The sequence below is a fragment of the Staphylococcus sp. ZWU0021 genome (assembly GCF_000798895.1).
Lineage (GTDB): Bacteria > Bacillota > Bacilli > Staphylococcales > Staphylococcaceae > Staphylococcus > Staphylococcus saprophyticus.
On record NZ_JTLN01000029.1, the window covers coordinates 1 to 302 of the forward strand.

Consider the following 302-nt stretch of genomic DNA (forward strand, 5'->3'; position numbering starts at 1 on the left):
ATATTTTTCACTTCTTTACTGATGTTTACAATTGGACCTGGACATTGAAGACCACTATAGTTAAATTGTTTACGCTCTGCTTTAATTGCTACATTAGTATTTTCTTCTAATGTATTATCATCGTCGTTTTTTGCTTCATACGCTTTATAGCCACCGTCTAAATTAACAATGTCGTAGCCTTGTTCAGCTAAATATTCGCTCGCTTTAGCACTTCTGGTACCACTTTTACAGTGTACAAAATAGGTTGTGTTTTTATCTTTATTGAACGATTCAATCTTATCTACAGGATGTAATGTCGCACC

General features: G+C 34.1%; 1 protein-coding gene. It reads right to left on the reverse strand.

What is annotated here, in order from left to right; translation table 11 throughout:
- Positions 1–302 (reverse strand): rhodanese-like domain-containing protein (locus L987_RS09025; protein WP_047504344.1); only part of this gene is annotated, 302 nt, incomplete at both ends.